The sequence below is a fragment of the Companilactobacillus sp. FL22-3 genome, assembly GCF_054881455.1.
Genome location: NZ_JBTYYZ010000002.1, coordinates 164,165 through 189,074 on the forward strand (window position 1 = coordinate 164,165; position 24,910 = coordinate 189,074).

Annotated in this window: 19 protein-coding genes, 1 tRNA gene and 1 pseudogene; 15 read left to right on the forward strand and 6 right to left on the reverse strand. The window is 37.3% G+C overall.

The features are described 5' to 3' along the window. Window positions 1-101 precede the first annotated feature (101 nt). The 6 genes and pseudogenes from hrcA to ACYT32_RS02855 all read left to right on the forward strand — a co-directional run. The gene (gene hrcA, locus ACYT32_RS02830) at window positions 102-1,148 is read left to right on the forward strand and encodes a heat-inducible transcriptional repressor HrcA (RefSeq protein ID WP_395264365.1); all 1,047 of its coding nucleotides are present in this window, start codon (window positions 102-104) and stop codon (window positions 1,146-1,148) included. Between the two features lie 17 nt (window positions 1,149-1,165). Next, entirely contained in the window at window positions 1,166-1,735 is a 570-nt protein-coding gene (grpE, locus tag ACYT32_RS02835; RefSeq protein WP_395264366.1) for a nucleotide exchange factor GrpE, read from the forward strand. Window positions 1,736-1,778: 43 nt separating this feature from the next. After that, window positions 1,779-3,641 (forward strand): molecular chaperone DnaK, encoded by a 1,863-nt coding sequence (dnaK, locus tag ACYT32_RS02840; protein ID WP_395264367.1) that lies wholly within the window; start codon window positions 1,779-1,781, stop codon window positions 3,639-3,641. A 119-nt stretch (window positions 3,642-3,760) separates the two neighbouring features. Further along, window positions 3,761-4,897 (forward strand): molecular chaperone DnaJ, encoded by a 1,137-nt coding sequence (dnaJ, locus tag ACYT32_RS02845; RefSeq protein WP_395264368.1) that lies wholly within the window; start codon window positions 3,761-3,763, stop codon window positions 4,895-4,897. Between the two features lie 151 nt (window positions 4,898-5,048). Next, on the forward strand, window positions 5,049-6,893 hold the full coding sequence (gene lepA / locus ACYT32_RS02850) for a translation elongation factor 4 (RefSeq protein ID WP_395264370.1): 1,845 nt from the start codon (window positions 5,049-5,051) through the stop codon (window positions 6,891-6,893). 179 nt (window positions 6,894-7,072) lie between these two features. Further along, window positions 7,073-7,871 (forward strand): annotated as a pseudogene (locus tag ACYT32_RS02855) (aldo/keto reductase); the annotation flags it as partial. 64 nt (window positions 7,872-7,935) lie between these two features. On the opposite strand, the gene ACYT32_RS02860 reads toward ACYT32_RS02855, so the two are convergent. Together ACYT32_RS02860 and ACYT32_RS02865 are read right to left on the reverse strand one after the other, a co-directional pair. Then, window positions 7,936-9,360, reverse strand: coding sequence for a PH domain-containing protein (locus ACYT32_RS02860; protein ID WP_395264371.1), 1,425 nt, complete (start codon window positions 9,358-9,360; stop codon window positions 7,936-7,938). A gap of 21 nt (window positions 9,361-9,381) precedes the next feature. After that, window positions 9,382-9,834, reverse strand: coding sequence for a PH domain-containing protein (locus ACYT32_RS02865; protein ID WP_395264372.1), 453 nt, complete (start codon window positions 9,832-9,834; stop codon window positions 9,382-9,384). Window positions 9,835-9,995: 161 nt separating this feature from the next. On the opposite strand from ACYT32_RS02865, the gene ACYT32_RS02870 reads away from it, so the two are divergent. The 3 genes from ACYT32_RS02870 (at window position 9,996) to ACYT32_RS02880 (ending at window position 13,357) form a co-directional block, all read left to right on the forward strand. Then, window positions 9,996-11,306, forward strand: coding sequence for a dihydrolipoyl dehydrogenase family protein (locus tag ACYT32_RS02870; protein WP_395264373.1), 1,311 nt, complete (start codon window positions 9,996-9,998; stop codon window positions 11,304-11,306). A gap of 58 nt (window positions 11,307-11,364) precedes the next feature. Beyond that, a complete protein-coding gene (locus tag ACYT32_RS02875) occupies window positions 11,365-12,207 on the forward strand; it encodes a helix-turn-helix domain-containing protein (protein ID WP_395264374.1) in 843 nt (280 codons plus the stop codon). Between the two features lie 91 nt (window positions 12,208-12,298). Then, entirely contained in the window at window positions 12,299-13,357 is a 1,059-nt protein-coding gene (locus ACYT32_RS02880; protein WP_395264375.1) for an alpha/beta hydrolase, read from the forward strand. A 75-nt stretch (window positions 13,358-13,432) separates the two neighbouring features. Here ACYT32_RS02880 and galE read toward each other — a convergent pair whose 3' ends face one another. Next, on the reverse strand, window positions 13,433-14,425 hold the full coding sequence (gene galE / locus ACYT32_RS02885; RefSeq protein WP_395264376.1) for a UDP-glucose 4-epimerase GalE: 993 nt from the start codon (window positions 14,423-14,425) through the stop codon (window positions 13,433-13,435). A 176-nt stretch (window positions 14,426-14,601) separates the two neighbouring features. Between galE and ACYT32_RS02890 the strand changes: the two genes are divergently transcribed. From ACYT32_RS02890 to ACYT32_RS02905, 4 genes are all read left to right on the forward strand, one after another. Beyond that, window positions 14,602-15,261, forward strand: a complete 660-nt coding sequence (locus ACYT32_RS02890; RefSeq protein WP_395264377.1) for a class A sortase — start codon at window positions 14,602-14,604, stop codon at window positions 15,259-15,261. Window positions 15,262-15,380: 119 nt separating this feature from the next. Further along, window positions 15,381-17,690, forward strand: a complete 2,310-nt coding sequence (gene recJ / locus ACYT32_RS02895; protein ID WP_461793354.1) for a single-stranded-DNA-specific exonuclease RecJ — start codon at window positions 15,381-15,383, stop codon at window positions 17,688-17,690. A 22-nt stretch (window positions 17,691-17,712) separates the two neighbouring features. After that, on the forward strand, window positions 17,713-18,231 hold the full coding sequence (locus ACYT32_RS02900; protein WP_041501792.1) for an adenine phosphoribosyltransferase: 519 nt from the start codon (window positions 17,713-17,715) through the stop codon (window positions 18,229-18,231). A gap of 37 nt (window positions 18,232-18,268) precedes the next feature. Then, window positions 18,269-18,358, forward strand: a tRNA-Ser gene (locus tag ACYT32_RS02905). Between the two features lie 558 nt (window positions 18,359-18,916). Here ACYT32_RS02905 and ACYT32_RS02910 read toward each other — a convergent pair. Together ACYT32_RS02910 and ACYT32_RS02915 are read right to left on the reverse strand one after the other, a co-directional pair. Beyond that, window positions 18,917-19,465: a DUF5067 domain-containing protein gene (locus ACYT32_RS02910; RefSeq protein WP_395264379.1), complete on the reverse strand. Its 549-nt coding sequence runs from the start codon at window positions 19,463-19,465 to the stop codon at window positions 18,917-18,919. A gap of 658 nt (window positions 19,466-20,123) precedes the next feature. Beyond that, window positions 20,124-20,846, reverse strand: a complete 723-nt coding sequence (locus ACYT32_RS02915) for a GntR family transcriptional regulator (protein ID WP_395264380.1) — start codon at window positions 20,844-20,846, stop codon at window positions 20,124-20,126. A gap of 146 nt (window positions 20,847-20,992) precedes the next feature. Here ACYT32_RS02915 and ACYT32_RS02920 point away from each other — a divergent pair, with 146 nt between their 5' ends. Then, window positions 20,993-22,363 (forward strand): glycoside hydrolase family 1 protein, encoded by a 1,371-nt coding sequence (locus ACYT32_RS02920; RefSeq protein WP_395264381.1) that lies wholly within the window; start codon window positions 20,993-20,995, stop codon window positions 22,361-22,363. Window positions 22,364-22,428: 65 nt separating this feature from the next. Next, window positions 22,429-23,748 (forward strand): PTS sugar transporter subunit IIC, encoded by a 1,320-nt coding sequence (locus ACYT32_RS02925; RefSeq protein WP_395264382.1) that lies wholly within the window; start codon window positions 22,429-22,431, stop codon window positions 23,746-23,748. A gap of 435 nt (window positions 23,749-24,183) precedes the next feature. Here the strand turns inward: ACYT32_RS02925 and ACYT32_RS02930 are convergent, their stop codons facing one another. Then, window positions 24,184-24,663 carry a hypothetical protein gene (locus tag ACYT32_RS02930; protein ID WP_395264383.1) on the reverse strand — a complete coding sequence of 160 codons (480 nt, stop codon included), beginning with the start codon at window positions 24,661-24,663 and terminating at the stop codon, window positions 24,184-24,186. Window positions 24,664-24,910: the final 247 nt, after the last annotated feature.

Consider the following 24,910-nt stretch of genomic DNA (forward strand, 5'->3'; position numbering starts at 1 on the left):
GCGAAAAATGAGCGTGCATACTTGACACTATTAGGATAGATTGTTATATTTTACATTGTTAGCACTCAGGTACGAATAGTGCTAAAAAGGAGGACGGTATAATGCTATCACAACGTCAAGATGCAATCTTGAGAGAAGTCGTGCGCATATTTACAGATACCGGCCAGCCGGTTGGTTCGAAGACATTGATGAATGAACTACCTTTTCATGTAAGTTCTGCGACAATCAGAAACGAAATGGCAGTACTTGAAGAAGTAGGTTATCTCGAGAAGACCCATCTTTCTTCGGGTAGAATTCCTTCAGCAATGGGATATCGCTATTATCTGGATCACTTAGTTCAACCAACAAGCGTTCCATCAGATATTGCGAAAAGAATTGACGAAGATTTTGGTAAAACATATCACCAGATTGATGATATCATCGAACAATCTGCCAAAATTTTATCTCATCTGACCAGTTACACAGCAATCACATTAGGTCCAGAGAGCAGTTCGATCCTCTTAACAGGATTTAGAATCGTGCCTTTGAATCCACATCAACTTATGGCTATTATTGTCACAAGTGATAATAATGTTGAGAATAATATTTATACAATTGATGATGATTTTGATACTTCGATAATTGAAAAGATTGTCAATATCGTCAATGATAAGTTAGTGGGTCAGCCTTTACCTAAAGTTATCCAGATGCTTCACAATGATGTTCCAGCCATACTTTCGGAATACATGTATTCGACTGATGGTTTGTTGGACATGATGGATCAGCTTTTCAAGAAGGCCGGTTCAGAGAAGTATTACGTTGACGGACAGTTGAATCTTTTGAATTACGCTGATAATGCTGATTTATCGCAAGTTCAGTCGTTGTTCTCGATCATCAATCAGAGTAATGACTTGCGGAAGTTGATCGATCCAAGTATTACTGATGACGGTATTCGAGTGCGGTTAGGTAGTGAATTAGGCAGCGATGCTTTGAAGAACTACAGTATCATTACCGCTAATTACGATGTCGGTCATCATGGTAAAGGGGTTATTGCCCTGTTAGGTCCAACCACGATGCATTATTCACAATTAATTGGTTTACTCGGAGAGTTCAGAGTAGAATTAGCCAAACGACTAATTGATTATTATTCAAGGTATGATGATTCTTGAAATTTTAGGAGGAAGTAATGGCAGACAAAGAAAAAGATCAAGATTTGAAGACTTCTAAAGAAGAAGCAACCCAAACAAAGCAACCAGCTGAAGATAAGTCCAAAAAGGAAGCAGCTAAAAAAGTTGATCCTAAGGATAAAGAAATTGCTGATCTCAAACAGAAGAGCTCTGATTTAGAGGATAATCTTTTGAGAAGTCAAGCTGAAATGCAAAATATGACTAAGCGTCATAATAAGGAAGTCGCTGACATCCTGAAGTATGACGGTCAAAAATTGGCAACAGAGATTCTTCCCGTTTTGGACAATCTTGAACGTGCGCTTCAAGTTGAAGCTGACGACGATGCCAGCAAGCAATTGAAGAAGGGCATTGAGATGGTACATGAACACATGGTCAAAGCCTTAGAAAATAACCATGTAACGGCGATTGACAATGAGGGTGAGAAGTTTGATCCAACTTTGAGTCAAGCTGTTCAAACTGTACCAGCCGATGATAAGCATGCAAAAGACACAGTCGTTTCGGTGCTTCAAAAGGGTTATAAATTAGAAGATCGTGTACTCCGTCCTGCAATGGTCGTTGTCGCACAATAAAAAATTTGTTAATTAATTAAAAAAATAAAAGAGGTTTAGGTTTATGTCTAAAGTTATTGGTATTGATTTAGGTACTACAAACTCTGCTGTAGCCGTTCTTGAAGGTGGCTCACCAAAGATTATTACAAATCCCGAGGGTGCTAGAACAACACCATCTGTTGTTGCTTTTAAAGATGGTGAAATCCAAGTTGGTGAAGTTGCAAAGCGTCAAGCAATCACTAACCCAGATACTGTTTCATCAATCAAGCGTCACATGGGTGAAGCTGGCTACAAAGTAACAGTTGCTGGCAAGTCTTACACACCACAAGAAATCTCAGCATTTATTTTGCAACACATCAAGAAGTTCTCTGAAGATTACTTAGGTGAAAAAGTTACTGATGCTGTTATCACAGTTCCAGCTTACTTTAATGATTCACAAAGACAAGCAACTAAAGATGCTGGTAAGATCGCTGGCTTGAATGTTCAACGTATCGTTAACGAACCAACAGCTTCTGCTCTTGCTTATGGTCTTGACAATGACAAGGGTGATGAAAAGATCCTTGTTTATGACCTTGGTGGTGGTACATTTGATGTTTCTGTACTTCAATTAGGCGATGGCGTCTTCGAAGTACTTTCAACAAATGGTGATACACACCTTGGTGGTGATGACTTTGACCAAAAGATCATCGATTGGTTAGTTGCTCAATTTAAAGAAAAGAATGGCGTTGATCTATCTCAAGACAAGATGGCTCTACAACGTTTGAAGGATGCCGCTGAAAAAGCTAAGAAGGACTTGTCAGGTGTTGCTCAAACATCAATCAGTCTTCCATTTATTTCATCTGGTGCTAATGGCCCACTTCACTTGGAAGAAACTTTGACACGTGCTAAGTTTGACGAATTGACATCAGACCTTGTTGAAAGAACTAAGATCCCTGTTGACAATGCTTTGAAGGATGCCAACTTGACAAATTCTGACATTGACAAAGTTATCTTAAATGGTGGTTCAACACGTATCCCTGCTGTTCAAGATGCAGTTGCTAAGTGGACTGGCAAGACACCTGACCACTCAATCAACCCTGATGAAGCCGTTGCTTTGGGTGCTGCTATCCAAGGTGGTGTTATCTCTGGTGATGTTAAAGACGTTGTTCTACTTGATGTTACACCACTATCACTTGGTATCGAAACAATGGGTGGCGTCTTCACTAAGTTGATCGATAGAAATACAACTATCCCAACAAGCAAGTCACAAGTCTTCTCAACTGCTGCTGATAACCAAAGCGCCGTTGATATCCACGTTCTTCAAGGTGAACGTCCAATGGCTGCTGACAACAAGACTTTGGGTCGTTTCCAATTAACAGATATTCCTGCAGCTCCTCGTGGCGTACCACAAATCCAAGTTACTTTCGATATTGATAAGAACGGTATTGTTAACGTATCAGCTAAGGATATGGGTACTAACAAGGAACAAAAGATCACTATCAAGAGTTCATCAGGCTTGAGCGATGAAGAAATCGACAAGATGATGAAAGAAGCTAAGGAACACGAAGAAGAAGATAACAAACGTAAGGAAGAAGTCGATGTTAAGAACGATGTTGAACAAACATTATTCGCAACTGACAAGACTCTAAAAGACGTTAAAGGTAAAGTTTCTGACGATGAAATCAAGAAAGCCCAAGATGCTCGTGATGCTTTGAAGAAAGCTCAAGATTCAGGCGACCTTGAAGACATGAAGAAGAAACGGGATGACTTGAATAAGATCGTTCAAGACTTATCAGTTAAACTTTATCAACAAGCACAAGAGGCTCAACAAGCTAACGGTGCAAACAATGACGGTAACAACAACTCAACTGATGGTAAGAAGTCAGGCGATGACAATACCGTTGATGGCGACTTCTCTGAAGTAGATCCTGATAAAGACAAGAAATAATTGTGATAAAGAGCAGTGGTTTAATTACTAAAACCAGTTATGGTATAGTAAAAACATAGCTGCTCTTTTGAGCGTTAAATAGGAATAGGATTTAACTCTTATTATATAAAGGTGATTTAATGGCAGATAAAAATCCATATGACGTACTTGGCGTTGATAAAAACGCTTCTGATGACGAAATAAGAAAGGCATTCCGGAAACTATCTAAGAAGTATCATCCTGACTTGAATAAAGCCCCTGATGCTGAAGAGAAGTTTAAGGAAGTCAATGCAGCCTACGAATTATTAAAAGATCCGCAAAAACGTGCTCAATATGATCAATATGGTTCTGCCGGTATGAATGGTGGTCAAGGCGGATTTGGCGGCTTCGGAGGAGGAGCTGGAGATCAATTCGGTGGTTTCGAAGATATCTTTAGCCAATTCTTCGGCGGTGGCGGTGCTACTCGTTCAAACCCTAATGCCCCAAGACAAGGTTCAGACTTACAGTATCGTATGGACTTGACGTTTGAAGAAGGTGTCTTTGGTAAGAAGACTAATATTTCCTATAATCGTGAAGAAGAATGTGGTACTTGTGGTGGTTCTGGAGCTAAACCCGGAACTCATCCCGAAACATGTTCAAAATGTCACGGTTCAGGTTATGTTGAGGTTGATCGTCAAACTCCACTTGGTCGTATGCGTACTAGAGTTGTCTGTGATGTCTGCAACGGTACTGGTAAAGAAATCAAAGAAAAATGTAACGTTTGCCACGGCTCAGGTAAGGTAAATGAAAAGCATGAACTTAAAGTTACTGTACCGGCAGGAGTTGAAGATGGCCAACAAATGCGTTTAGAGGGTCAAGGTGAGGCTGGAACTAACGGTGGACCTTATGGTGATTTGTACATCGTCTTCCACGTTGCACCAAGTAAGGAATTTAGACGTGATGGTTCAACCATCTACGCTTCAGTAAACATCAGTTTCCCACAAGCAGCTTTAGGAGACGAAATCAAAGTTAATACAGTTCATGGCCCAGTCAATTTGACTGTCCCAAGTGGAACTCAAACCGGAACGACCTTTAGATTGCGTGGGAAAGGTGCTCCAGTTTTGAATAGCAAGAGTATCGGTGATGAAAAAGTTACCGTCAACATTGTGACACCTAGAAAACTTTCTAGTGAACAAAGAAGTGCTTTGAAGGACTTTGCAGCTGCTGGTGGTGACAAAGTTAAAGAAAAAGATAGTAACTTTTTCAATAAAGTAAGAGACGCTTTTAAAGGCGAATAGTAAAAAAGAAGAGGCATAGGCTTCTTCTTTTTTGTTGTCTAGAACAAGAGCGTACAATAGTGTAAAATAGACTGAATGAGAAAAACTCTAAAAGTGGTTTGACCCAACCAAAAACTTAGAGCTGAAAATTTCTGATAGAAGGGAATAATTTATGGATTTAGATCTCGATAAGTTAAAAGAAAGACAAAAAAGAATTCGTAATTTTTCTATCGTAGCGCATATTGATCATGGTAAATCAACGATTGCCGATCGAATTTTGGAAAGAACCAAAACCGTTTCAAAACGTGAGATGAAAGCCCAAATTTTGGATGATATGGATTTGGAGCGTGAACGTGGAATTACAATTAAATTAAATGCTGTTGAGCTTGAGTATGAGGCCAAAGATGGTAAGACTTATATCTTTCATCTGATCGATACGCCAGGACACGTGGATTTCTCCTATGAGGTTTCCCGTTCTTTAGCAGCTTGTGAAGGAGCTTTATTAGTAGTTGATGCTGCCCAAGGCGTTGAAGCTCAAACTTTAGCAAACGCTTATTTAGCCATTGATAACGACCTAGAGATCGTACCAGTGATCAATAAGATCGATTTGCCATCAGCTCAGCCAGATGTTGTTAAAGAAGAAATCGAAGAAATGATCGGAATTGACGCTGAGTCTTCTGTCATGATGAGTGCTAAGACCGGTGTTGGTGTCGATGAATTATTGGAAAGAATCGTTTCAGATGTGCCAGCTCCAGAAGGTGACCTTGATAAACCGCTCAAAGCCTTGATCTTTGATTCAGTTTATGACAGCTATCGTGGCGTTGTGTTAGACGTACGTGTTCGAGAAGGCGTTGTTAAGGTCGGAGACACGATTGAATTGATGAGTAATAAGAAGACCTTTGAAGTAACCGAAGTCGGTGTAATGTCTCCTAAGGCCGTCACACGTGATTACTTGATGGCTGGTGATGTTGGCTATATTACCGCCTCAATCAAGACCGTTAAGGATACGCAAGTTGGTGATACAGTCACTTTGGCTGACAATCCAACTGACGAACCTTTGACTGGTTATCGAAAGAGTACACCAATGGTATACGCTGGACTTTATCCAGTCGATAATGCCAAGTATGAAGATTTACATGAAGCTTTGGACAAATTGCAACTAAATGATGCGGCACTGGAATATGAACCAGAAACTTCTCAAGCCCTAGGTTTTGGTTTCCGGGTTGGTTTCTTAGGCTTATTGCATATGGATGTTGTTCAGGAACGTTTGGAACGTGATTTTGATCTTGATTTGATCACGACTTCACCATCGGTGGATTATCATGTTACAAAGACTGACGGTGAGGAGATCATCGTTGATAACCCAGCTGAATTGCCCGATGCAACTGACATTAAGGAAATCCGGGAACCATTCGTTAGAGCTGAGATAATGGTCCCTGAAGACTATGTTGGTCCAGTGATGGAACTTTGCCAAAGAAAACGTGGCGAGTTCGTAACGATGGATTATTTGGATAAGTATCGAGTCAATGTGATCTACAAGTTGCCATTGCTAGAAATTATTTTTGATTTCTTCGATGATTTGAAGTCAAATACTAAAGGCTATGCCTCACTTGATTATGACGTCGATGATTATGAACCAAGTGAATTGGTTAAGATGGATATCTTGTTGAACGGCGAACCGGTCGATGCCTTGAGTTTCATCGTCCATAAAGATTTTGCTCAAAAACGTGGCCGTGACATCGTAGCTCGTTTGAAAGAAGTAATTCCTCGTCAAATGTTTGAGATTCCAATTCAAGCTGCAATTGGCAATAAGATCGTGGCCCGTTCAAACGTGAAGGCTTATCGAAAGGATGTCACTGCTAAGCTCTATGGTGGTGATAGAACTCGTCGTGATAAGCTGTTGAACAAGCAAAAGGCTGGTAAGAAGCGGATGAAGGAAGTTGGTAAAGTTTCCGTACCGCAAGAAGCCTTTATGTCTGTACTTGACCTTAATCGTGGTGACAATGATAGCAAATAGTCTCTTTATTTTCGATAGTGTCAGTAACTGTTGACATGAAGATGGTTGAACTATTTCCTCAATAACTTTTGTAGCAAATGTTTGTATCAAAAAACAAAATGCATTGAATTGATCCATGTAAAAAGTAACGATATTTTTACATGGATTTTTTTATGCAAGGAGAGTTTTTTTAATAATGGATGAAACTAACTGGTCCTGGAGTCTGGGGTCTGAGGTCCATATAAAGATCCAGATCAGGCTGTTGTGATGATCAAACACTCATTTGATCTCGGGGTTAACTTTATTGATACAGCGGACTCATATGGTCCTTGGAATGCTGATAATTATTTAGCCAAAGCTTTAAAGGAATATCCTGATTCCGATAAGATCTTTATTTCTGACAAAGTTGGACAAGTTCGGACTGGTCCTGAAAAATGGATTCCACTTGGGGCACCAGCCTTTCTACGTCAAGAAGTTGAATTGTCATTGTGCAAATTCCATCGTGATCATGAAGATCTTTTATTTTTGCACCGGATCGATAAAAACTATCCAATGGAAGAGCAAGTCGGTGAACTGAAGAAGATGCAAGTTGAAGGTAAGAGCAAGCATATCGGTATCAGTCAAGTAACGCTTGAACAATTAAAGGCGGCTCAAAAAGTTGCTAAGATCGATGCTGTTGAAAATATGTACAATGTTGGTCATCACAAAGGTGACGATGCAATCGTCGATTATTGTAAGACCCAAGGTATTGCGTTCTTGCCATGATTCCCACTAAATACTGGTAACTTGGCCAAACCAGACAGTCCTTTGAGTGGCATTGCTGAAAAGTACGGCGTTACACCAGCTCAAATCGCTTTGGCGTGGTTGTTGAAACGCTCTGACAATATTCTGCCAATCCCTGGTACAAGTTCAACTGAACATTTGGAAGACAATATTAGTGCTGGTAACGTCCAATTGAGCGATGAAGATTTCAAACAATTATCTGATTTGGAAAAATAAAAATCGTTAATTAAAAAGTCTCAATTTCTGACTTTGATCAGAGATTGGGACTCTTTTTGTGCGATTAATTCTTATACCAATTAAGTACCAGATCTATCTCATTTGCTGAAATATAATCGACTTTTAATTTGTGTTGGGCATTGCCAGAGCGAATATAGACAGTCAAGCCGGCTAATTGTTTTTTCTTTAGCCAGATACTCGTTCGGCGTTCAAGAAATTGGATAGTATTTTTAGGTATATATGTTAAGTTTTTCGTCATGAAATGATTATTTTGCGCAATCAAAAAGTTTTTCTCGACTTTTATTTTAGAACGTTGGCTAGTTAAAATTGCTGGAATATACCAGCCAAGTAATTCGATGATGATTAAAATCATGCAAGGCCAAATTAGCCTATGCAATAACCAGATAATTAATCCAGTAGTTATTAAGGTAAAAATCGTGGCATTACGCAGATTATAATAAAAAGTCCACGACAGTGGTTTGGAATCAATTTTAGTGATGGGGATATCCGCGAAGAATTGTTGCAGGAAGTCATCTATTTTTGAAACGCTGATCACCGGCATGACAACGATATTCTTTTCGGTATCACCTTGACTTGAGTTAGAAATAATCACCAATTGGATCGTTGCAATCCGCAACCATTTTCGCAGTAAAGTCTGTTTAATGATGACTGCTTGGATCCGTTTGCGTGAAAGACTAGTTTTTTTAGTTTGAAAAAATCCACGTGTCATTTCAAAGTTATTATCGGTTTCAGTGACTTGAAAATGATAATATTGTGAGATCAAAACGAGCACTGAAGCTAGATAAAAGAGCAGTAAAACAATAACGACTACAACGATGGCAATCAATAAACCGAGATGTGAAAACTCATTAGTAGCAGTTTGGTAAAGTTGTTGACTGATCACATGTTGTAATTTGCCATAGATTGCTAAAACAACCAAGAGACCACTGAGAAAAGCTGATGAGGTAAAAGAAAATTTTAATAATTCTCCCCAGCTAATGGCATAAGTATTGGCCGAATCATTGTGGATTTCCTCAGGATCGACCAGTTTGGTGGGCTTACGAAGTCGGTCTAGTTCCTCTTTAAGTGTCGTGGGGACGGCTTGCAACTGAACTTCAGCTTTATCCGAATGCCCAGCTGTTTCAATTTCTAGTTCAGTCAGATTGAATGGTTTGAGGAAGAACCACTGATTAGTAGTGATATTTTGAATTCGATCATAAGGCACATGATTGACTTTTTTTTCGAAGATACCAGATATGACGATAATCTCGTTAGTCGTGATCTGATAAGTGAACATCAGGTATCTCAAAAAAGTTATTAATAAAATAATTAGAGCAATTGCAATAATAATCAGCATTATCCAATTCTTGGCTTTAGTATTGATGATTCCTAAAATGGATAAGGCGATAGGAAAAATAGCGTCTTTAAAGGCATTGTAGAAAAAGAAAATTAAGGCGATAGGATGCAGGTGCACAGCTTTAGAGGTCATTTTGTGCCTCCTGTGCTAGTTTCATTTCAATTCTTTGAGGTTATCAGCTTGTGATGTCGCTAGACCGTCGATGTTACTGGAGCCAGCTGCAGTTACGATCTCGATTTTTTGCAAATCTTTGAGGCGTAAAATGGGACCTTGTTTCAAAGTAACGTTTTGAACTCTAGCAATCGGAATGATTGTCTGTTTGCGGAAAAAGAACCCGTGATGTAATTCTACCCGCGTTTCATCAATGAGATAAGTCCAGAAATTCCAATGATAATGAACTAAGGCCAACTTGACTAATAATGTGATGATAGAAATAATCAATAAGCCACTAAAAATCCAGGTCAGTGGCTGTTTCATGGTTGTCGGAGCTAAAACTTTCCAAATAAAGATCCCCACAGTAACAAGTAATAAAAAGAAAAAGTCGATCAACGCGTTAATGCGCCAAATAAATTTTATCTCACTCGGTAATTTTTCGATTTGATTCATAACTTTCTCCCAGATAATGTAGCCGTTTTGGTTAATTCTATCAAACAGCTGCTAGTCAAAGCAAAGATACTTGGTAGATGAGCATTAAAACATTATTCTTTACCAAAGAACTCTATAATGTAGATATTAACTACTTTTGAGAGACGAGTGGAGGTATTTAAATGGAGAAATTTGATACGATCATTATCGGTGCAGGACCTGCTGGTTTAGCTGCAGCTTACGATTTGAAGGCTAGTGGGCAAAAGGTAGCTGTCGTAGAAAACAATCTTTGGGGTGGAACTTGTCCTAACCGTGGCTGCGATCCTAAGAAAGTTTTGCTAAGTGGCGTTGAAGCAAGAGATCGAATGATTCAGTTGCAAGGAAAAGGTTTCACCGAAGTTCCATATGTCGATTGGAAAAAATTGGAAGCTTTCAAAGAAACGTTTACCGATCCGGTATCAGCTGGAAGTCGGGCTGGGATTGTCAAAGCGGGTATTACAGCACTTGATGGTCAACCTAAATTTACTTCCAAAAATACTCTCAAGCTCAATGGCCAAGCTGACTATCAAGCTGATAAATTTATCATTGCGACTGGTCAACGTCCAAGTTATTTGAATATTGCTGGTAAAGAACATCTTTTGTCGAGTACCGATTTTCTGTCACTCAAGGCAATGCCAGAGGATATTACCATCATTGGGGCAGGATATATTGCATTTGAATTAGCTACGATTGCTAATGCTACTGGTGCAAAAGTTCATATCATTCATCACAATAACCGCCCATTAAAAGAGTTTGATCAAGACTATGTCCAGGAACTAGTCAAGCAATTAGAAAATAAAGGGATTGACTTTAATTTTAATGTTGATACTAAATCTATCGAACAACAAGCAGATGGACAGTATGCAATCAAAGCCGATGACTTTGAATTAGTGACTGACCTGGTAATCGGTGCGACTGGCCGGATTCCCAACGCCGATTTCTTAGATTTAGAAAAAGCTGGCGTCGAGTATTCCCGTCATGGAATTGAAGTGAATGCGCGGTTACAAACGACTAATGAAAATATTTATGCAATCGGGGATGTCGTGGCGACAAAGCAACCTAAATTGACACCAGTTGGTGGATTTGAGGCTAATTATGTCAGTGATATTTTAACTGACAAAACTGATAAGGACTTGGAGTTGCCACTGATTCCGACAGTTGTCTACGGCAGTCCTAAGTTAGCAAAAGTAGGAGTTCAAGAGAGCAAAAATGTGATTGATCAAGATGTTACAAGTTGGTTCACGTACAGTCATACCAATAAACCTAAGGCAAAGGTCAGAATCGTTTTAAATGATCAAAAACAAATTATCGGTGCAACCTTGTTAAGCAATGAGGCTGACAATTTGATCAACCTCTTGACAATGGCCATCAAACAACGGATGACGCATGCAGATGTAATAAAAGAAATCATGGCATATCCAACTGCTGCTTCTGATTTGGAATATTTAATTTAAAAAGTATAGTAAAATGATCGTGATAAATTATCACGATCATTTTTTTAGGAGCAAGGTTATGTATCGTCACGAGAAAATTACCACCAAAGGTTTGCCAATGGAGTTTGTCATTCATACTGAGCATTTGAAAAGCCAAAATATTTTGCGCCACTGGCACCATGCATTGGAGATTGACTATCTTGTGAGCGGCAGAGCAAAATTTGTTGTCAGTGGACAAGAAATCGTGGCAAATTCAGGTGATCTGGTGATCATAAATTCCAACGAAATTCATTCGGTGCAGCCATTATATTCCAAGCAAGATACGCTAGCTTTGACCTATTTACTGCCATATGATTTTTTAAAAGCGGAATTAAAAAATTACGATAATGAGTGGTTTACTGTCGATCAGAATGTATCAGCAATAGTGAAAGATGATTTATTCAATTATTATCGAGACTACTTAGCTACTCAAAAAGGTCAAGAATTGTTATTGAAGAGTGATATTTATCGAATCATTTATGATTTACAACATTATTTGGCAACAGATCGGTCTCAAGTACTCAATATTCCAACTTTGCCAACCCTCCATAAATTGTCACAAGTTATTGCTTTTGTTGATCAAAATAGTGCCGAAAAATTGACCCTTAAACAAATTGCTCGAAAGGTTAATCTCAGTGAAGGATACTTATCTCGAGCTTTTAATAAACAGATGGGGACTAGCGTAATGGCGTATGTTAACTTGATTCGATTAAAAAATGCTTTTGAAATGCTGACAAACTCGAAAAGAGATATTGAGACTATTTCAGATTTAACGGGTTTTGCTAATCCTAAGTCATTTCGTAAAATCTTCGTGAAAGTTTATAAAACGACACCGGGTAAGTATCGTAGAAATTTGCAAAGGTCAAAAAACGACCTAAAATAGGTTTGGATAAAACGCTTACAATCAGTGTTGAAATTGTATTATTTACTTGTTCTTAAGCAAAACTATTGAGCTTTTAATGGAGGAAGATAAATTGTTAAATACAAAATTGACACTTATGCCTAAAGAAAAGGTTATTAATGCAGACTATCAAATGAAACTAGTTCCAGGATATACCGATGAGGGAAAGCTTTCCGCACAGTCTAAAAAGGAACTGGAAGCTATGATCAAACCAAGTAACGGCGGCTTTGAATCAAACGATTCTGGTGAGGTATCAGTCGAAAGTATTCGAGCCGCCATGGGCTACAAAGAGGCAAGGCACACTAATCAGAATCAGTTAAAGATTGTTAATACCGAATATGAAAAAATCAAGGTAAGAACTTATGTCCAAACTCAATTGGTAAAGCAAATTCTACCAACAATAGTTTTCATGCATGGCGGTGGTTTCTTTGGCGGTAGTCTGGATAATGTTGAACTTCCTTGCGAAGCTTTAGCAGATTATGGAGCAGTTAGGGTCGTTTCGGTGGATTATAGTCTAGCTCCAGAACATCCATATCCACAAAATCTGCTAGATTGTTATCAAGTTTTGAATTATTTAGGTCAACACAAATCTGATTTGGGAATCAGTGACTTGATCGCTATGGGCGACTCAGCTGGTGGAAATCTAACTTATGGTTTGTCGTTGCTTGACCGTCGACTAGGCAGTAATTATCTTGATAAAGCAATTGCTCTTTATCCTGTAACGTATCAAGGCGATAATAAACTACGTCGACAAGAGTTCGATTCCCCCGAACCACTGATTGGTCAAGAGAATCCAGCAGATATTAGAACTTTTGTTAATAATTTTAATAGCAGCAACAATTTGATTAACCAATGGTATTTAAGGGATAGCGATAAAGAAAGCATCTACATCTCGCCTTTGAATGCACCGGAAGACCTATTGAAAAAGATGCCAAAAACGCTCTTTATGGTCGGAGAGTTTGATCCTTTAAGACTTCAAGGCGAGGCCTTTTATAATAAGATGAAATTAGCTGGTGGCGATATCACTTATATTCGTTATAACGGTATGACGCATGCCTTTATGGACAAAGTGGGTGATTTCATTCAAGCCGACGATGCTTTGATGGAAGCATTAAAGTTTATTTTGAATTGATGTTTATGTTATTATGATGAACGAAAAAAACGATGGCCACTTTTGGTCATCGCTTTTTTTGCAACTTAAAGTTAATTAATCTTCTTGGTAACCGTTCAAATGTTTTGATTTGAAGTTCCAGGCATCGCTGATCACTTTTTCAACATCATCATATTTTGGTTGCCATTTCAAAATGGTTCTGGCCTTTGTCGAGTCGGCAATTAAAGTACTTGGATCACCAGGACGTCTTGGACCAATTTTGGCGGGAATCTCTTTTCCAGTAGCTTTGCGAGCAGCCTCAAGGATTTCCTTGTTGGAGAATCCATTTGAAGAACCGAGATTGAAGACATTGCTGTCATTACCTGAACGTAAGTATTCCATAGCCAAGCGGTGTGCTTCAGCTAAGTCTTCTACGTGAACGTAATCACGGACATTGGTACCATCTTTAGTGTCATAGTCATCGCCAAAAATCGTCAACTCATCTCTTTGACCAGCAGCTACTTGTAAAACAACTGGAATCAAGTGAGTTTCAGGGTTGTGGTCTTCACCGATTGAGCCATCAGGTTTAGCTCCACCAACATTGAAGTAACGTAAAGCTACGAATTTGATACCATAGGCGACATCGCACCAGTGCATGATCTTTTCCATAGCCAATTTACTTTCACCGTAAGGATTAGTTGGGACAGTTGGATCAGTTTCTTTGATAGGGATTTGTTTAGGCTCACCATAAGTAGCCGCCGTTGAAGAGAAGACGATGTGTTTAACACCGAAATTATGCATAACTTGTAACAAAGTTATCATGCCATAAGTGTTATTATCGAAGTACTTTAAAGGATCTTTCATTGATTCAGGAACAATTGAGAAAGCAGCAAAATGAATTACATCAGTGATGGATTCGTTTTGGAAAAGCTTGATCAAAAACTCTTTATCACGAACGTCTCCTTCATAGAACTTGGCCTTACTGTTGATGGCTTGAACATGACCTGTTGACAGATTATCTGCTACAATGACGTCGTAGCCTAGTTCACATAGATGGTCGACTGTATGTGAACCGATGTAGCCGGCACCACCTAAAACAAGAATACTCATAAAAATACCTCCAGATTCGTTTATACTTCTATATCTATGATTCTATTATAGCGTATGTTAGGGTGTTCCAATTTAGTAAAGTTAGTAAATATTGATTTAAATATTGATTTAACTTTTATAACAAAAAGTTTTAAAATTAAAATTATATATAAATACATTGAAACGGAATGAAAAACATGAAGAAATTCTTTTCAATTTTTGGCACAGTTCTCTTAATTCTAGTAGCATTGGCTTTGATTTTTAATCAGCCAATCAAAGAATTTGCAGTTCAGAGGATTGCCAACCAGAACCTAAACTCACTGACCGCCAAAAAGGCCGCTGAGAATGCTAAAAAGAGTGGGGAGTTCGACTTTAAAAAAGTTAAACCGATCTCGGCTACCCAAGTAGCAAAAGCTTCCGTCAACAATGACGCCGCTGTAATTGGCAAAATGGCTGTCCCATCAGTTGGTTTGAAGTTACCAATTGTCGTTGGGTTAAGTGACGATGCACTCTCAACTGGTGGTGGCACGATGAAGGAAAATGAGAAGATGGGGAAGTCAAATTATGCTTTAGCAGGGCATTATATGACTAGTAAAGGCGCTTTATTTTCTCCACTGGAAAACGCTAAAATCGATGACTTAGCATACATCACCGATATGAAACGTGTTTATGTCTATAAGATATTCTATAAACAAATCGTACCGCCAACCGCCGTTTATTTACTTGATGACGTAAAAGGTACGCCACTGTTGACCTTGATTACTTGTGCTGATGGTGGGACGAACCGCTGGGCTCTGCAAGGTACGCTTGTTTCAACCCAGCCAGCCAATAAAAAGACTTTAGCAGTCTTTTCTTAATAATTGCTTAAAAGAAACCTTGCTTCTGATCATTTGTAATTTCTTTTTAAATGATGAGCAAGGCTTTTTTTTTCGGCTCAAAAATTGCTATAATTAACTAATTGTTAGTAGGTGATGGATTGACTTTAATAAATTGGGAAAAGCGAAAGAATCCCACAGAAGAAGAAATAAAGAAATTTTCAACTGAGAATCACGTTGATCCAATAGTAGGGGAATTACTGTTGGAACGTGAAATAACTGATCCAACGGCGATTGCAACCTTTTTACATAGTGATGCGACCGAACTGCAAGATCCTTTTTTATTGCACGATATGGATAAGGCCTTAGAGCTGATCGATGAAGCAGTTGAGTCAGAGGCCAAAATTGCTATTTACGGCGATTATGACGCTGATAGTGTAACTAGTACTTCAATTATGAAATTGACCTTGCAAAAGCTTGGTGCGAAGCCAATATTTTACATTCCAGATCGTTTCAAAGATGGATATGGTCCTAATATGGCCCGTTACCAGTTCTTGGCTGATCAAGGCATCGATTTACTGATCACAGTCGATAATGGTGTTGGTGGCAAAGATGAAATCAAGTATTTAAAAGATCAAGGTATCAAAGTGATTGTGACTGACCATCATGATTTACCAGCAGAATTACCAGAAGCTGACGCGATTGTTCATCCATCGATACCAGGTTCAGAATATATTTGTCCTTATCTATCAGGTGCCGGAGTAGCTTTTAAGATTGCTGACGCTTTGTTGGGTGATGAAGCCTTAGAATTGATTGATTTAGCCGCAATTGGGACTGTCGCTGACGCAGTGGCCTTAAAAGGTGAAAACCGTGTGATTGTGACTGAAGGGTTGAAACAGATGCAAAAGAACCATCACGTTGGTTTAACGGCACTGTTGAAAAAATGCAAAGTTAAGCTCAGTGATGTCAATGAGGAAGATATTGGCTTTAAAATTGCCCCTCGAATCAATGCTTTAGGCCGATTAGAGAATGCTTCGTCCGGAGTTGAACTGCTGACCACTGGGGATGAATCGTTTGCTAAAGAGATCGTTGATGAAACTGAAGAGATCAACCTGCGACGTCAACAATTGGTTCAGAGTGCCTTTAATGACGCTCAAGCGCAAATTGCTGCTCAAAAAGAGCATGATATCATCGTTTTAAAAGGAAATGGCTGGCATCAAGGTGTCCTAGGAATCGTAGCAAGTAAGACGATGGACCAAGAGAATAAGCCGGTTTTAGCCACACAGTTTGATGATAATAGCGGAGTTATGAAAGGTTCTGGCCGCAGTCCGGAAGGATTCAATTTATTTACAGCGCTGAATAAGTATCATGATTTATTCACAGCGTTTGGAGGACATGCTCAAGCGTGTGGTTTTTCGATTGAAGAAAGCCAACTGGATAAGTTAACCGAAGCCTTGCAAGCTGAACCGAAGAATCAAGGTTTTGATCCCCAAGCTCCAGTTATTAAAAATTACGATTTGGACTTAAAGATTGCCGACTTAAATTTTGATTTGATTAAAAAAATTCGCCAATTGGCTCCCTTTGGTATGGGTAATCCTAAGCCAGTTATTAAGTTACAAAATGTAGAACTGGAACAGCCTCAAGCAATTGGTAAAGATGGAACTCATTTGAAGGTTAATGTGTCTGACAATCATAACCAAGTCAACGCCATTGGCTTTGGAATGTTTCAAAAGCGGGCCGAAATGAGCAGTCCCTTATGTGATGTCTATGGAGAACTAGGAATCAACGAATGGGCTGGTCGCAAAAATTTACAATTGATGCTTGATGACTTCCAAGTTTCACCACAAGCACAAGTAATTACCGATTTGAAAGAAGTTTATCTAGATTATCGTAATAAGCGCCTTTCGACGGCTATTTTGAATCGATTTGACTGTATTGTCTTTTTTAATGATGTTTACTATGAGGCTGCCAAACGCTCGAAGGTAACAGCCCAGTTGATCAAAGCCGATGAAGAGTGTACTGGAAAAAATATTTTGATCTATGACCGACCTCATAGTCTGGATTTGTTCCAAAACTTTATTAAACAAAATAAAACAGAACACACGGCTTTATTTTTCCATACTGATTTGACACAACGGTATCTAAAACCTGATATGTTAAAGATGAAGAAACTTTTGAAATACCTATATAGCCATCAGAATATTACGATGGAAGGGATGGATTTAGTCGCAAATTTCTTAAATTTAGAAAAAGTCGACGTAGATTTCTATTTAAAAGTGTTTTTTGAGTTAAATTTTGTTAAAATGGTAAATGGCTTTGTTGAAAAGGCAAATGCTTCACAACAACGCGAATTGATTGAATCTCCGACTTACTTGAAGAGATTACAACGCAATGATGTGGAAAAAATATTAATTGAATCCAACTTTGACGATCTCCTATCTTGGATGAGTGATTACGATTGCCATGGTTAGGTTGAATGGGGAATTTATAAAAATGGATATTGATTTTAAGAAATATGTTGCTAATGTTCAAGATTTTCCAGAACCTGGTGTACTATTTCGAGATATTTCACCATTGATGGCTGATGGTAAAGCTTACGCTGCAGCAACCGATAAGATTGTTGAATATGCCAAGAGTCGTGGTGCAGAAATGATTGCAGGACCAGAAGCACGTGGCTTCATAGTTGGTTGTCCCGTTGCTTATAAGATGGGAATTGGTTTTGCACCAGCTCGTAAAAAAGGTAAGCTGCCTCGTGAAACAGTTTCTGTTTCATATGACTTGGAATATGGTCAGGCTTCACTTTACATGCAAAAAGATGCCATCAAACCAGGACAAAAAGTTTTAGTTGTCGATGATTTAATGGCCACAGGTGGTACATTAGCTGCCACAATCAAGTTGATCGAAAAATTAGGTGGAATCGTAGTTGGAACAGCCTTTTTGATCGAATTGACTGATTTACATGGTCGTGACAAAATAAAAGGGTATGACATGTTTACTCTGATGCAATATTAATTTAAAATAGATTTGTAGCAATACAAATCTTTATTATGGAGAGTTGGCAGAGTGGTAATGCATCGGACTCGAAATCCGACGAACCTGTTTTATAGCAGGCGCGCAGGTTCAAATCCTGTACTCTCCTTAAGTATTTACGATAAACCTTGATATATCAATGGCTATGAAAATAGAGTGCACATATTGTGCACTCTATTTTTGCTTTACCAATATAAGTATTTTTTTCGGGCTTGGGTATTAAGGTTATCATCATTCTTTAATTTCTTTATTGCCAAAAAATTTGTCGATTTGTTTACTGGTCTGTGTTTACCATTGAGCGGTTAAATTGGTGACATTAGGTAGTCTATATATTTTGGTCCAATCGTCAAAATATCCTTTGAAAACAGTACTACCAAAATCAGTAGATTGATTAGCAGTTTTATTCAATTCATTAAAGTTCAGCTTCTTTTTTTATTTTGAATCCTGCTTTTTATTTAAAGCGACGGTTATTATGAATATCAAAATAGCTGGTTCTAATTTGCCATGTTTTACCACGCTTAGTAATAGATGCCATTGTAAATTTTTCCAGTATGCTATACTAAAGGGGCTAAAAAAGCGTAAAAGTCCAATCTAGTATAGATTTCGTTTAAGCTATATCCCGTTTACTTTAGTCGGTTGGGGGGTATGGCTTTTTCATTTTGTCTTTTTAATTTAGTTTAAAAGTCATTGATCCAAGTTTTTTACCTGTAACCATATTTTCAGCCGTTAGTTTAACTGGAGTTGTAGTGTCATCAAGCTCATAAGATACAGCCATTTCAACTGTTCCACCAACTTTGATTTTTTCAGATTGGCTGTCAATAAACTTTTCATCTGGCAGACTACCAACGTTTAATTCATTGACAGAATCCTTATTGTTATCCTGAACAGCTTTAAAGATTGAAATCCAAGAGGTATTTGGATCCAAGTCTTTGGCCTTCTTATTATGAACCTTGAACCAAAAAGCCAAAACTGGTTTTTCGCCATACTCATTACCAGTTTCGCCTGGTTGAATCACTTTTGTTTGCGTGATTGTAATGTTGTAATCCTTTGTAACTAACTTGTTGTTCTTGAAATATGTAGTTGCTTTCTTTTTAACAGCGACGGTTTTTGTATCATCAGACGATTTAGATGAAGTACTGTTGCCACTAGAACAACCAACTAATGTTGAAGCTAAAAGTATAGTTAATCCCGTTAATGCTAAACTTTTGGTTTTCATAGTTTCCCCCAAAGAATATATTTCAGCTTTTTTTGTCATCAGTGTTTGGACATTTTCACTATAACTTATTCGTGGTTAAACCATTGTTGAGATTGAATCGATAACCTTAGTAGGTAACACTAATTCCAAGTTTAATACGATACGAGACTGTAGCTTTCCACATATATATTTCAGACACTTCAAAAAATCAGTAATATCTCAAGATATAGTAATACCAGTCTTGTAGTAAGCAATGATACCATCTAAATTGACAATCAAGCGATATCCATAATCATGGTAATTACGTTACTGAATTAAATCATCGGGGGTTTATATTTACTGATATTTCCGGCGGTAGTAGTAACATGTCCGATTTTTTCAGCAACGTTATGAAGAGGGTATGGTTAAAGTTACGACGATTGGTTAATAATCCTATATTGACAACTGTGAGGACATCTACCTCCTTGGTATTGTGTTGGTGTATATGAAATTAGTTTTAGATTCGTATTTTGTAATCGTTCTGTCAAGTCTATTTATATATGATCATCAATTTTTATATTATCTTTTGTAATAAAGTCAATGTATTCTGTTATTTTTCTAATTGTAAAAATATCAATGTATTTTACAATTGGGGGTTTACATTGTGTATTAGTCTTAAAAATTTTAGTGAAATTCATTATCAGTCTCGGTTGTGCTGTAAGTAGACGGTGTAACCACCAGTATCGTAAGATTTGTCAGTTGTTGAATATTCAAAGGGGGTTCCGTCATTTAAGTATACAGTTTGAGTGACTTTAAAAATGGGATCATCTTCAGCACAATTTAGGTATTTCATGTCTTCTTCAGTAGGTTTTGCAGCTGAAAAATTTCGATAGGCTGCACCGATAGTTAAATTTAGATTTTTTTGGATATATTCATAGATTGAGGAGTGTAGAACATCTTCGGTAATACCTGGAATAATATTAACGGGCATTTTTGTATATTCTAATCCCAGTGGTTTATCATCAACAATTCTCAATCTTTTTAAATCATAAATTGCATCTGTTGCCTTGATTTTTAATTTGGCTTGTTCATTTTCGTCTGGATATCGTAAGTTAAATTGTATTATTTTGCTTTTAACTTTGTGTTTGTCTCCAAAAAGACGTGTTGTACCAACATATTGATCCATTCCGATATTCATATTGGCAAGACTATCTGCATTTCCTTTAACAAAAGTTGCAGACCCCTGTTGACTGTAAACAAATCCACGTGACTTAAGAATTGCTAAAGATTTCTGCAAAGTCATCCGACTTGTAGAATATTCTTTGGCCATTTTTTTTTGGTCTGGCAGTGGTTCTCCGGACGGATAATATCCGGATTTTATTTTCTTTATAATATCGTTAGCAATGTCTTGATATTTGGACATGGTTCATTCAACCTCAGCTTTATTAATACTTCTATAATACACAACTTAGGCAAGTTTGAAAACTTGATAATTCAAATCAAGAATGTGGGTTTATAAGTCAAATGAAAGCGTGTACACTGTGTCTTGTAAAAGGAGGAGATATTAAAATGAATGAATTGAGAAAAGACTTTTTATGGGGTAACTCAACATCCAGTATGCAAACTGAAGGTGCTTATAACGAGGGTGGTAAAGGGAAATCTGTTTATGATATTCGTGGAGCATCACCCGATGCTTCTGATTGGAAGGTTGCCATTGATGAATACCATCGTTATCCAGAAGATATCAAATTAATGAAAGATATGGGAATGAACTGCTATAGATTCCAAATTTCATGGAGTCGTGTTAATCCTGAAGGCGATGGTGAATTTAATGAAAAAGGTATCAAATTCTATGATGATTTAATCAATGAACTATTGGCCAATGATATTGAACCCATGATTTGCTTATACCACTTTGATATGCCTTTACATCTAGCACAAAAGTATAACGGATTTGTTAGTCAGCATGTAGTCGACTCATTCATTCGTTTCGGAAAAGAAATGCTTAAACGTTTTGGTAATCGAGTTAAGTATTGGATCACATTTAATGAGCAAAATCTTTATAGTGTTCCTGAAGCGTTTAAAATCAGTGGGTACAAGGGAGATAATTCAATTCGTGACCTTTATCAAATTCAACAACACGTTTTCCTTTGTCACGCTGCTATTGCTAATGAAATACATGAAAATTATCCAAATCTTCAAATTGGCGGTATGTTGGCTTATCAAGAGGTTTACCCAGCTACAGCTTTACCTACTGATGTTTCAGCAACACGAAAATTCCTAGAGTTTGCTGATAATAACTTGATACGTCTATTTACTGAGGGAAAGTATTCCACTGAAGTAGTACATTATATGAAAATGCATCATCTTGAGGATATTTTAGATCCTGAGGAAATGGAGATCATCTCAAAGACTACAAGTGATTTTATTAGTTTCAGCTATTATTCAACTTCAACGATTGACAGTACTTTGATACCTATTAATACATGTCCAAATTTTTTTGCCATAGAAGGGCATAAACCAAATCCATATCTTTTAACTAACGAGTGGGATTGGCAAATTGATCCCGAAGGATTCAGAACTGTTTTGACTACGATTTATAATGAGACACACTTACCAGTCTTCCCAATTGAAAATGGTATTGGTGTTAGTGAAAATTGGGATGGAAAGAATCCTATCCAGGATGATTATAGAATTAAGTATCATCGTGATCATATTCAGGCGATGAAGGATGCTGTTAGGATTGATGGAATTGATGTTTTAGGTTATCTCGGTTGGGGATTGATCGATATTCCTAGTTCTCAAGGTAATATGGAAAAGCGTTATGGGATGGTTTATGTAAATCGTGGTAATCATGATTTGCGCGATATGAAACGTGTCCCAAAGGAGAGTTTCAATTGGTTTAAAGAAGTTATTAAATCCAATGGAAATGTCCTCTAAAATTATAAAATGGAGCAAATAATTGTACTTGCGTAACTTGTTTCAGAAGATAGGGGGAAATAAGAATGGAAGATACACGGAATAAAGGACAAAAGTTTTTAGATAAATTTGCTGCCGTGTCCGCTCGGATTGGTTCAGAAGTTCATCTAAGATCATTAAGAGATGCTTTTGCAGTTATTATGCCATTGTTCATTTTGGCGGGTGTAGGTGTTTTAATTAACAATGTTGTATTTCCAAAAGTAGCAAGTGGAACAACCTTAGCTAATTTACAAATATGGGGTACTTTAATTTCTAACGGTACTTTGAATATTGCGGGGTTAATGTTAGCCCCAGCCATCGGATATTGTTTAGCACGAAATAAGAGTTACAGTAATCCAATTGCAGCGGCAATCATTTCATTAGCTAGTTTAATCATGACAATGCCAATAACTTTGAATGTTATTCCTACAGGCGCTAAAAAAGCCGTTGATATCACTGGTGCATTGTCATTTGCCAACCTTGGGACAACAGGGATGTTCAGTGGAATTATTGTTGGACTTTTAGCTACCGAACTATTTATCAAACTATCAACTGTTAAACGTCTTCAAATCAATTTGGGTGATAACATCCCACCTGCAGTGTCATCCTCATTTAATTCATTGATTCCAGCTATTTTAACGGCCAGCATCTTTGCTTTGATTGCAACTTTATTAGCAGTTTTTGGGAATACTGATTTGGTTACTCTGATTACAAATGTGATTCAAGAACCATTACGTAAAGTTAATACTAGTTTATTTGGAATGTTGTTTATCTATTCAATTGGTAATTTTCTCTTTACTTTAGGTATTCACCAAACAGTTATTAATGGAACCTTGCTCGATCCAGTACTTTTGATTAACATGAATAAAAACACAGCAGCCTTTGCTGCGGGACATCAAGCTCCATATATTTTAACTAATACTTTCCGTGATACCTTTGGAATGATGGGTGGAACCGGTTCAACCATTTGTTTGTTAATCGCTATCTTCCTCTTTTCAAAGCAGAAATCGGGTCGTGAACTTGGAAAATTAGCTGTTGCACCAGGATTATTTAATATTAATGAACCCGTGATATTTGGTTATCCAATTGTCTTCAATATTCCAATGATGATTCCATTTGTTTTGACACCAGTTATTGGAATTTTGATTGCTTACTTTGCAACTGCTGTTGGATTGATGAATCGAGTGGTGGTTATGGTACCTTGGACTACACCACCATTGTTGTCAGCATATTTAGCCACAGCTGGTGATTGGAGAGCGGTTATTGTTCAAATAATTACAATTATTATTGGTGTTTTCTTCTATTTACCATTTATGAAGATCAGTGAACGTGTTCAAGCAAAACAAGCTGAACAATCTTTGGAATAAAAATATATAATATGAAGTTAAAATCGTATTTTTAATCTGAATATCCCTCATTAGTTTAGACATAGGCCAAAACTAATGAGGTTTTTTCAGTTGGTTAAATAGTAATTCTTTCCTTTTTATTCTCCCCTTAAAAAAATTCTTTACTATTTGAAAATTTTACGAATGTAATTCTTTTAGGCCTAGTTTAGAGTAGCTTCAATTGTACAATGATCAGTCTTTTAAAAGAACTTATTAATGATAGTGCATTGTATAATTGGTTTTTGCAAAACTATAAAAGCTTTTTTAAAACAGCATAAAAAAATCCTTTTTGGTTGTCAGATAAAAATGTATTATTTCATCTGACAACCAAAAAAGGATTATCGCAAAATTGTTTTTTTTAACAAATTCAACAAAGATAATAATTCAATCACTGAGTAAAATATATCAAGACAAGGTCTAATTGTTTTGCTTCCAAGTGAAATCTTTATTTTCCAAATATTTTGATCTGCCAATATAGTTACCATTACAGAAAACTACGACTGCCAGGCCGTCCATATAAGTACTCTGATCGAAATTTTTGATCTTATCCGCAATTCTAATGGTAAAAAGTTGAGCTTCGGAAACAACGGTATGTTTTTTCTTGGCTGACAAATTATTGAAACTTTCCGTTACGTATATTTCAACTTGTTTGTTCTGTAAATAGTGAATACTTTTAATAAATTGAGACCATTTTTCGTGGTCTTTTTTTTGTTGAAGTTTTAAATCGTAAAGTTGTTGACTAAGACTCTGATTAATCTTTTTAAGTTTAGCGTAGACTGGATCAAATTTTTCATTGGTAGTTGCAGCTTGAACCGTAACTGTTTGCCAAGGGTATGAGCTGCAGAACATCATGATTAAACAAAAGCATACTGCAATCCCTGTAAATTTCTTTTTCATTAATACTCTCCTAAATATTTGAGTTCAGTATAGCTAATCAGAGTAGTTGATGCCATCCGAATTTAGTATGCACAAATATTTATTAAGTAAAAAGATAATATAAAAAGACCATTCATTAAGATGGTCTTTTTATCAGAAAAGGGATAATGCGATTGAATAGATTTTTCTAGTTTTTATATATAAATATCCCTAAGACAAATATATCACACAATAAATATTCCGAAAAGCCTGTCAGAATAAAAAAACC

Bases quoted from the DNA above. Each gene is read 5' to 3' on its own strand.
- ACYT32_RS02930 (WP_395264383.1), bottom strand. From the start codon at position 24,663: ATGAAAAAGAAATTTACAGGGATTGCAGTATGCTTTTGTTTAATCATG.
- ACYT32_RS02925 (WP_395264382.1), top strand. From the start codon at position 22,429: ATGGAAGATACACGGAATAAAGGACAAAAGTTTTTAGATAAATTTGCT.
- ACYT32_RS02860 (WP_395264371.1), bottom strand. From the start codon at position 9,360: ATGACCTCTAAAGCTGTGCACCTGCATCCTATCGCCTTAATTTTCTTT.
- ACYT32_RS02875 (WP_395264374.1), top strand. From the start codon at position 11,365: ATGTATCGTCACGAGAAAATTACCACCAAAGGTTTGCCAATGGAGTTT.
- lepA (WP_395264370.1), top strand. From the start codon at position 5,049: ATGGATTTAGATCTCGATAAGTTAAAAGAAAGACAAAAAAGAATTCGT.
- hrcA (WP_395264365.1), top strand. From the start codon at position 102: ATGCTATCACAACGTCAAGATGCAATCTTGAGAGAAGTCGTGCGCATA.
- ACYT32_RS02915 (WP_395264380.1), bottom strand. From the start codon at position 20,846: ATGTCCAAATATCAAGACATTGCTAACGATATTATAAAGAAAATAAAA.
- ACYT32_RS02890 (WP_395264377.1), top strand. From the start codon at position 14,602: ATGAAGAAATTCTTTTCAATTTTTGGCACAGTTCTCTTAATTCTAGTA.
- galE (WP_395264376.1), bottom strand. From the start codon at position 14,425: ATGAGTATTCTTGTTTTAGGTGGTGCCGGCTACATCGGTTCACATACA.
- dnaK (WP_395264367.1), top strand. From the start codon at position 1,779: ATGTCTAAAGTTATTGGTATTGATTTAGGTACTACAAACTCTGCTGTA.
- ACYT32_RS02900 (WP_041501792.1), top strand. From the start codon at position 17,713: ATGGATATTGATTTTAAGAAATATGTTGCTAATGTTCAAGATTTTCCA.
- ACYT32_RS02865 (WP_395264372.1), bottom strand. From the start codon at position 9,834: ATGAATCAAATCGAAAAATTACCGAGTGAGATAAAATTTATTTGGCGC.
- ACYT32_RS02910 (WP_395264379.1), bottom strand. From the start codon at position 19,465: ATGAAAACCAAAAGTTTAGCATTAACGGGATTAACTATACTTTTAGCT.
- ACYT32_RS02870 (WP_395264373.1), top strand. From the start codon at position 9,996: ATGGAGAAATTTGATACGATCATTATCGGTGCAGGACCTGCTGGTTTA.
- ACYT32_RS02920 (WP_395264381.1), top strand. From the start codon at position 20,993: ATGAATGAATTGAGAAAAGACTTTTTATGGGGTAACTCAACATCCAGT.
- grpE (WP_395264366.1), top strand. From the start codon at position 1,166: ATGGCAGACAAAGAAAAAGATCAAGATTTGAAGACTTCTAAAGAAGAA.
- dnaJ (WP_395264368.1), top strand. From the start codon at position 3,761: ATGGCAGATAAAAATCCATATGACGTACTTGGCGTTGATAAAAACGCT.